General features: G+C 42.0%; 4 protein-coding genes. All 4 read right to left on the bottom strand.

Annotated elements, in window-relative coordinates:
* Positions 1 to 330: 330 nt before the first annotated feature.
* The 4 genes from ASG85_RS04915 to remB all read right to left on the bottom strand — a co-directional run bounded on the left by ASG85_RS04915 (position 331) and on the right by remB (position 6,333).
* Positions 331 to 1,398, bottom strand: a complete 1,068-nt coding sequence (locus ASG85_RS04915) for an HD-GYP domain-containing protein (protein ID WP_060645536.1) — start codon at positions 1,396 to 1,398, stop codon at positions 331 to 333.
* A gap of 81 nt (positions 1,399 to 1,479) precedes the next feature.
* A complete protein-coding gene (gyrA, locus tag ASG85_RS04910; RefSeq protein ID WP_060645525.1) occupies positions 1,480 to 3,969 on the bottom strand; it encodes a DNA gyrase subunit A in 2,490 nt (829 codons plus the stop codon).
* 46 nt (positions 3,970 to 4,015) lie between these two features.
* Positions 4,016 to 5,932, bottom strand: coding sequence for a DNA topoisomerase (ATP-hydrolyzing) subunit B (gyrB, locus tag ASG85_RS04905; protein ID WP_057304383.1), 1,917 nt, complete (start codon positions 5,930 to 5,932; stop codon positions 4,016 to 4,018).
* Positions 5,933 to 6,084: 152 nt separating this feature from the next.
* Positions 6,085 to 6,333 (bottom strand): extracellular matrix regulator RemB, encoded by a 249-nt coding sequence (gene remB, locus ASG85_RS04900; protein ID WP_047683999.1) that lies wholly within the window; start codon positions 6,331 to 6,333, stop codon positions 6,085 to 6,087.
* Positions 6,334 to 6,336 lie beyond the last annotated feature (3 nt).

Raw genomic sequence — 6,336 nt, 5'->3', positions numbered from 1 at the left:
AGATTAATTGCTCATTGACTTGCTAGCGAGATTATTCATCTCATTATAGTCGATTGCTCGACTGTGCTTACTCACTCGTTGTTCAGTTTTCAAAGATCAATTTCTTTCATTTTAATCCTTCGCCCCTCAAAGGCGACTTGATTAATATACCACATCGGCCTATTCGATTGCAAGAACTTTTTTTTAATTTCTTTCGTTCTTTCGTTCGACCGCCGAAGCGACAAGGAGTATTATAACAAATCTAAAAACAGATTGCAAGCTTTATTTTTCATTTCTTAATAATAAAGAAAACCCCCTGCATCAGGGGGTTAACATTACTCTCTATGTCTTTTAAATATGACCAATAACATCTTGAATGAATAGGCTTCTTTCTAATGTTAAATTTACGATCGTTCCATTAACGTTAATCCAAGGTCTTGTAGGATGCGAGCGATCGGAGAAAATAATCTCACCTACACGGTTATCGCTTAGTTTTACGATTGTTCCATTGCTGATTTGTGTGGACTTGTTCATAAATACTTGAACCAGGGTTGGATCTACTTTACCGAATGATTCTGTGAAGAGCTGCTCTAGTACAACATACGGCGATAAAGCCGTTTTATAGTAACGCTCATTGGTCATGGCGTTATAAATATCAGCAATCGCTACTATTTTGGCATACATGTGAATCTTGTCACCTTTAACTCCTAAAGGATAACCCGACCCATCCTCACGTTCATGATGCTGAATGGCCGTTAATTTGACGCCTTCGTTAATACCGGAAATATTTTTAAGAATCTGATACCCGATTAGCGTGTGTTGTTTAATCTCATCCATTTCAGATGCTGTTAGGGAACTCTTCTTCTCAAGAATGGCAGGATCAACTTTGGATATACCAATGTCATGTAAGAGACCAGCTAACGCTATTTGCATCAGATCTTTCTGAGGAAGACCATGCCATCTAGCTAATGAATAAGCGGTTAAGCTGACCTGAATACTTTTGTGATAAATGTAATCTTGCAAACTGCGATTTTTCGGAGTGAAGGTAAGTACTTTATAGGCATCAATATGTTGAATGAGTGCTTCAAGACCGTTTCGAAGATCTAAAATGGGAAGAGGTTGTCCACCATTAGCGAGATAAAAAACGCGTTTAAGCAGCTTCAACATATTCTGGTATTCCATATAAAAAGGATGAATGGTTGCAACTTCATTCGGTTTCGTTTCTTCACTCGTGGCTTCGGATTCTACACCATTCTTAGACTCAATAAAGACAGAGGAAATGAGAAACGCTTTTAGAATCTCAATTTCTCTCTCACTAATGACTTTTCCTTTATTGAAAAGTACATTTCCCAATTTCGTTATTACGTTATCGCCTAATCTTTCACCATATTTTAATTGAGAAACGGCTACTGTCGGCACAATCATTCACTCACCTTAATTTTTCTTATACTTCTTATTGTAAAGTAAAAGGGATGGGTTTGTAAGCCCCATCCCGACATTTTATTCTTCTGTATCTGTTACTTCTGTTTCTTCCCAATCGCCGTCTTCCTCATTCTCGCTTTGCTCTTCATTTTTCTGCACGCGAGCTAAGGTTCCAACTTCATCGTCTTCACGAATATTGATTAAGCGCACACCCTGCGTGTTACGACCCATCATAGAAATCCCATCCATGCTTGTACGAATAACAGTACCCGATGCAGTAATAATCATAAGATCCTCATCATTTTGCACAACTTTAAGACCGACAATTGGGCCGTTCTTATCTGTGACGTTCAAAGTCTTAATCCCTTTACCACCGCGAGACTGAATCCGATACTCAGAAACAGGCGTTCTCTTACCAAAGCCTTTGGTCGTTACAATGAGTACACTATTATCTTCATGGACAACGTCCATATCAATAACCGTATCTTCTGGATCTAAGTGTATCCCTTTAACCCCAGTAGCAGACCTACCCATGGAACGAACATCTTGTTCTGGGAAATGGATGGACATGCCGAGCTTGGTTCCCATAATAATACCTTGGTTACCGTCAGTCAGCTTAACGCCAATGAGATCATCATCATCCCGTAAATTAATGGCGATTAAGCCACCTTTACGAATGTTTGAATAATCGTCAATCGGGGTTTTCTTCACAACCCCTTGCTTCGTTGCAAAGAATAAGTACTGCTCTGTTTCGAAGCTTTCTACCGGAATCACCGCGTTAACCGTCTCACCTTGCTCGATCTGGATTAAGTTAATGATTGGTGTTCCACGAGCCGTCCGGCTCAAATCCGGAATCTCATAAGCTTTCAAACGATACACTTTACCTTTATTCGTAAAGAACATCAAATAATGATGCGTATTCGTTACGAATAAGTGTTCGACGAAGTCATTGTCCTTGGTATCCATTCCGACAATGCCACGTCCTCCACGCTTCTGGTTCCGATACGTTGTAACCGGAAGACGCTTAATGTAACCCGTATGCGTAATCGTGATAACGACATCTTCACGTGGGATGAGGTCTTCATCTTCGATGCTTTCCTCACCAACCGTAATTTCGGAACGTCGCTCATCGCCGAATTTCTCTTTAATTTCATTCAATTCTTCGCTAATGATAGCTAGAATCAGATTCTCATCAGCAAGAATCGCTTTAAGCTCAGCGATTTTCTTCATAAGTTCGGCATACTCAGCTTCGATCTTCTCACGTTCTAAGCCTGTTAAACGCTGTAGACGCATATCGAGAATTGCTTGAGCTTGATCGAGGCTCAAATTAAACGTAGTCATGAGCCCTTCTCTAGCTTCGTCCGTCGTACGGGAAGCACGAATCAAGGCAATAACTTGATCTAAGTGATCAAGTGCGATGCGCAAGCCTTCCAAAATGTGAGCGCGTGCTTCCGCTTTACGCAGATCATACTCAGTTCTACGGCGAATGACTTCTTGCTGATGCTTGAGGTAATAATGCAGCATCTCGCGAAGATTTAGAACCCTTGGTTCGCCGTTGACGAGTGCTAGCATAATAATACCGAAGTTCGATTGCATGGCTGTATGTTTAAACAAGTTATTCAGAACAACATGCGGATTGACGTCGCGACGAAGCTCGATGACAACTCGCATACCGTTGCGGTCGGATTCATCTCGAAGATCCGTGATACCATCAATCTTTTTCTCACGAACAAGTTCCGCAATTTTCTCAACTAATCTAGCTTTATTTACTTGATAAGGCAGCTCATTAACAATGATTCTAGCTTTATTATTGTTTTCTTCAATAACAGTTCTAGCACGCATCGTAACAGAACCTCTGCCTGTTTGATAGGCTTGCCTAATCCCCTCACGGCCTAAGATAAAGCCAGCTGTAGGGAAATCCGGTCCTTTGATAGCTTGCATCAGTTCAAGAGGTGTAATATCCGGATTTTCAATCATCATTTGGATACCTTCGATAACCTCACGAAGGTTATGAGGAGGAATATTCGTAGCCATCCCTACCGCAATCCCGGAGCTTCCGTTCACAAGTAAGTTGGGAAAACGAGAAGGCATAACAACCGGTTCATTTTCTTCGCCATCATAGTTTGGTTTATAGTCAATTGTCTCTTTGTTAATATCACGAAGAAGCTCCATAGCGATCTTCGACAAGCGAGCTTCGGTATAACGCATGGCCGCTGCCATATCACCGTCGATCGATCCAAAGTTACCATGACCATCAACAAGCATATAACGAAGTGAGAAATCTTGCGCCATCCGAACCATCGTCTCATAAACCGCAGTGTCTCCATGCGGATGGTACTTACCGATGACTTCACCAACGATTCTCGCTGATTTCTTATGTGGTTTATCTGGAGACATGCCTAGCTCAGACATCGCAAACAAGATACGACGATGAACAGGCTTCAGACCGTCTCTTACATCTGGCAGTGCACGACTGACAATGATACTCATCGCATAGTCTAAGAAAGATGTACGCATTTCGGTAGAAATGTCAATTTCTTTGACTTGCGAATGTAATTCTTCGCTCATGAATGTTCCTCCTGAAAGCTTACATCGTTAGCAACGTCTAGGACGTTTAGATGTCTAGATTTTTCACGTACTTCGCATGTTCCTCGATGAAATCTCTTCTAGGTTCTACGTTATCTCCCATCAATGAATCAAAGAGCGTATCTGCTTCAATTGCATCTTCGATCGTTACTTGAAGGAATGTACGGCTTTCCGGATCCATCGTCGTTTCCCACAATTGTTCTGGATTCATCTCGCCAAGTCCTTTGTAACGCTGTACATTGACTTTGGCGCCTTCACCGAACTCCTGCATGATGGCTTCTCTTTGCTTTTCGTTATACGCATAGCGAACCGTTTTATTTCTTTCGAGCTTGAAAAGTGGCGGTTGTGCAATATACACATAACCGGTTTCGATTAATTTTTTCATGTACCTGTAGAAGAAAGTAAGCAGAAGCGTACGAATGTGTGCTCCGTCTACGTCGGCATCTGTCATGATAATAATTTTGTGATAACGTGCCTTAGCGATATCGAAATCGTCACTGATCCCTGTGCCAAAGGCTGTAATCATCGCACGAATTTCCGTATTGGATAGAATCCGATCTAATCTAGCTTTCTCTACATTCAGAATTTTTCCGCGAAGTGGAAGAATCGCTTGGAAGTGACGATCACGACCTTGCTTAGCTGATCCACCTGCAGAGTCACCTTCTACGATGTAAATCTCACTGATGGAAGCATCCTTGGATGAGCAATCAGCAAGTTTACCTGGCAGCGCGCTGACTTCCAATGCGCTTTTACGACGAGTTAATTCTCTCGCTTTACGCGCAGCTTCTCTTGCTCTTGCCGCTTGAATCCCTTTTTCGAGAATCTTCTTCGCAACAGAGGGGTTCTCTTCCATAAATGTTTGCAGCTTCTCGGCAAATAGAGATTCTACAATACCACGGACCTCACTATTCCCTAGTTTAGTCTTCGTTTGACCCTCAAATTGGGGCTCCGGGATTTTCACGGAAATAATGGCAGCAAGACCTTCGCGTACATCATCCCCCGATAGGTTGGAGTCACTTTCTTTCAACGAATTACTTTTGCGGGCATAGTCATTCAAGATCCGCGTTAGCGCGCTTTTAAAACCGGACTCGTGAGTACCACCCTCATGTGTATTGATGTTATTCGCGAAGGAGTAAATATTTTCCGTATAGCTATCGTTGTACTGAAGGGCAATCTCAATGGAGATATTATCTTTGGAACCTTCCACATAGATTGGCATCTCATTGACAACTTCACGGTTACGGTTCAAATGCTGAACGAAGGAAACAATCCCGCCTTCGTACCTATGTGTATTGACCGTATCCGTACGCTCATCAATTAAATTGATCTCGATTCCTTTATTCAAGAAAGCTAGCTCGCGAATTCTGGATTGGAGAATATCATAGTCATACTCCGTCGTTTCCTTGAAGATCTCCGGATCCGGTTGGAACGTAACTTGTGTCCCTGTTTCTTCCGTTTCGCCAATGACCTTCACGTCGTACTGAGGCGCACCGCGGCGATACTCTTGTTGATGAATTTTACCCTCGCGCTTAACTTGAACCGTTAGCAGCTCAGATAACGCATTAACAACTGAGATACCTACACCATGCAGACCACCCGATACTTTATAGCCGGAATCATCTCCACCGAACTTACCACCGGCATGAAGAACCGTTAGAACAACTTCGAGCGTTGGTCTTTTTAACTTGGCGTTTTCACCAACAGGGATTCCACGGCCATTATCGATAACTGTAACACTATTATTCTTATGAACAATTACGTCAATCTTTGTGCAATAGCCGGCCAAAGCTTCATCGATACTGTTATCGACAACTTCCCATACAAGATGATGAAGTCCACGGGCACTGGTTGAACCAATGTACATACCCGGTCTTTTACGAACGGCCTCTAATCCTTCCAGAACCTGAATCTGACTGTCATCGTACGCATTTTGATTCACAGACATGTTAATCTTCACCTGCTTTTTTATAGTGAGAGAAACCTCTATCGTTGTCATTCGAAAATGAGCAACGCGCTTAGAGGACAGTATATTCGCCAATAAGAAAGCTGATTTCGGCATGCAGAAATCTTATTTCTTTCCTATGTGGGGAGAAAAGGTTAATTCGTTAATAATTGATGCGCTCTTTTCTTGAGCGTAGTAGAGGAAATTGGAGAATAATACACTTTACTCTTCGTAACAACGAGTGATTTGCAATCTTCTTCGCCGATTTGTTCTGTTTTTTTATCTTTTAAAGCTTGCTGTATGAATTGTTTCGATATTTTGGAAGATTTCTCGATCGAGATATCGAAAATAGCAATCAGTTCGGATGCTCTAATAATTTTCTCTCCACCCAAATGAATAAACATGCT

Source organism: Paenibacillus sp. Soil724D2 (genome assembly GCF_001427935.1).
Lineage (GTDB): Bacteria > Bacillota > Bacilli > Paenibacillales > NBRC-103111 > Paenibacillus_E.
The sequence above is the reverse complement of the archived record's forward strand: the minus strand, read 5'-3'. Positions and strand labels throughout refer to the sequence as shown.